The organism is Edaphobacter aggregans DSM 19364 (assembly GCF_000745965.1).
In the GTDB taxonomy this organism is placed as follows: domain Bacteria; phylum Acidobacteriota; class Terriglobia; order Terriglobales; family Acidobacteriaceae; genus Edaphobacter; species Edaphobacter aggregans.
In genome coordinates this window covers 1-1,157 of the sequence record NZ_JQKI01000348.1, presented here as the reverse complement: position 1 = coordinate 1,157, position 1,157 = coordinate 1, and the positions used below count along the sequence as shown (strand labels likewise).

At 60.3% G+C, this 1,157-nt stretch carries 1 protein-coding gene; it reads right to left on the bottom strand.

Annotated elements, in window-relative coordinates; translation table 11 throughout:
- Positions 1-1,142 (bottom strand): recombinase family protein (locus Q363_RS31730; protein ID WP_211256473.1); only part of this gene is annotated, 1,142 nt, incomplete at its 3' end.
- Positions 1,143-1,157: the final 15 nt, after the last annotated feature.

Below are 1,157 nucleotides of genomic sequence, written 5' to 3'. Positions count from 1 at the left end.
TCTTCGACCAACGACAGCAACTGCTGGCGCGTATGTGTGTCGATGAGGCGTCGTTCCTTCTCGGTCTGCTGTTCGTATTCTTCCTGCGCCGCGAGATGCAGACGCAGCTTGTCATTCCACTCCGCTTCCAGGTTGTTGACGACGAGCCGATTATCAGGATCCGCCTTCATGTATCGACGCCGTGCCAGTTCCGCCTCGTAGCGGGCGCGCTCGAGTTGCGTGCGACGCAGCTCATCGGTCTCACCGATCCGCGCCTCGATCTCGTGCTGAACGGAGAGTGCGATGTCCATGGTCAACGGCGTCATCAGCTCGATGAGCAACGCGCTGATGGCCTGATCGAGCGCGACGCCGCGGATCTGTTGGCAGATACTGCGACCGCGGCGCACCGAGTCTTCCTGGCACATGTAGATCGGCAACAGCTTCTCTCGAACATGATTGTATTGCATGGTCATGTGCGCACCGCAGATACCGCAGAGCACACGGCCCTGCAGCAGTGCGGGGCCTTCGCGCACTGGCCCGGACGATCGCTGCTTGCCGAATGCCATCGAGTTATCCGTCAGTCGCTGCTGATTGGCGAGGTACTGATCCCAGGTAATGTATCCGATGTGGCTCTCCGGAAAGACGAACTGCCACTCGGCCAAGGGCAACCTCTTCACGTTGACCCGACCGTTTGGTTGCGGGCGGCCACGACTGCGGCCGTAGACAAAGGCGCCGGCATATCGGGGGTTGCGCAATACTTGAAGAACCCGGCAGTGGGTCGGGACCGCCCACGTCAAATCACCCTTCTTCTCACCCACGCGTTGGCGGCACGGAAAACGAAGGCCGTCATCGACCATCCTGCGCACCGCCTGGAAAGCCGATCCGGTGTGCTCAAACGTCTCGAACACCAGCCGCACGGCCGCTTGTACCGATGCATCGGGGTCAAGCCCCAGCACGCCATTGTCTTGATACACGAGACCGACGGGCGGCATCATCTCGAGTTCACCGCGGCGGGCTTTGTTGAGTACACCCCCACGCATTCGCGCCTTTAAAATATGTAGCTCCGCTTCACTCATGGTTCCCTTCAACCCAAGCACCAACCGATCGTTGAAGCAAGTCGGGTCATAGGTGCCGTCCTGGTCCAGGATCAGCGTTCCGGCCATCGCGCACAACTCCAG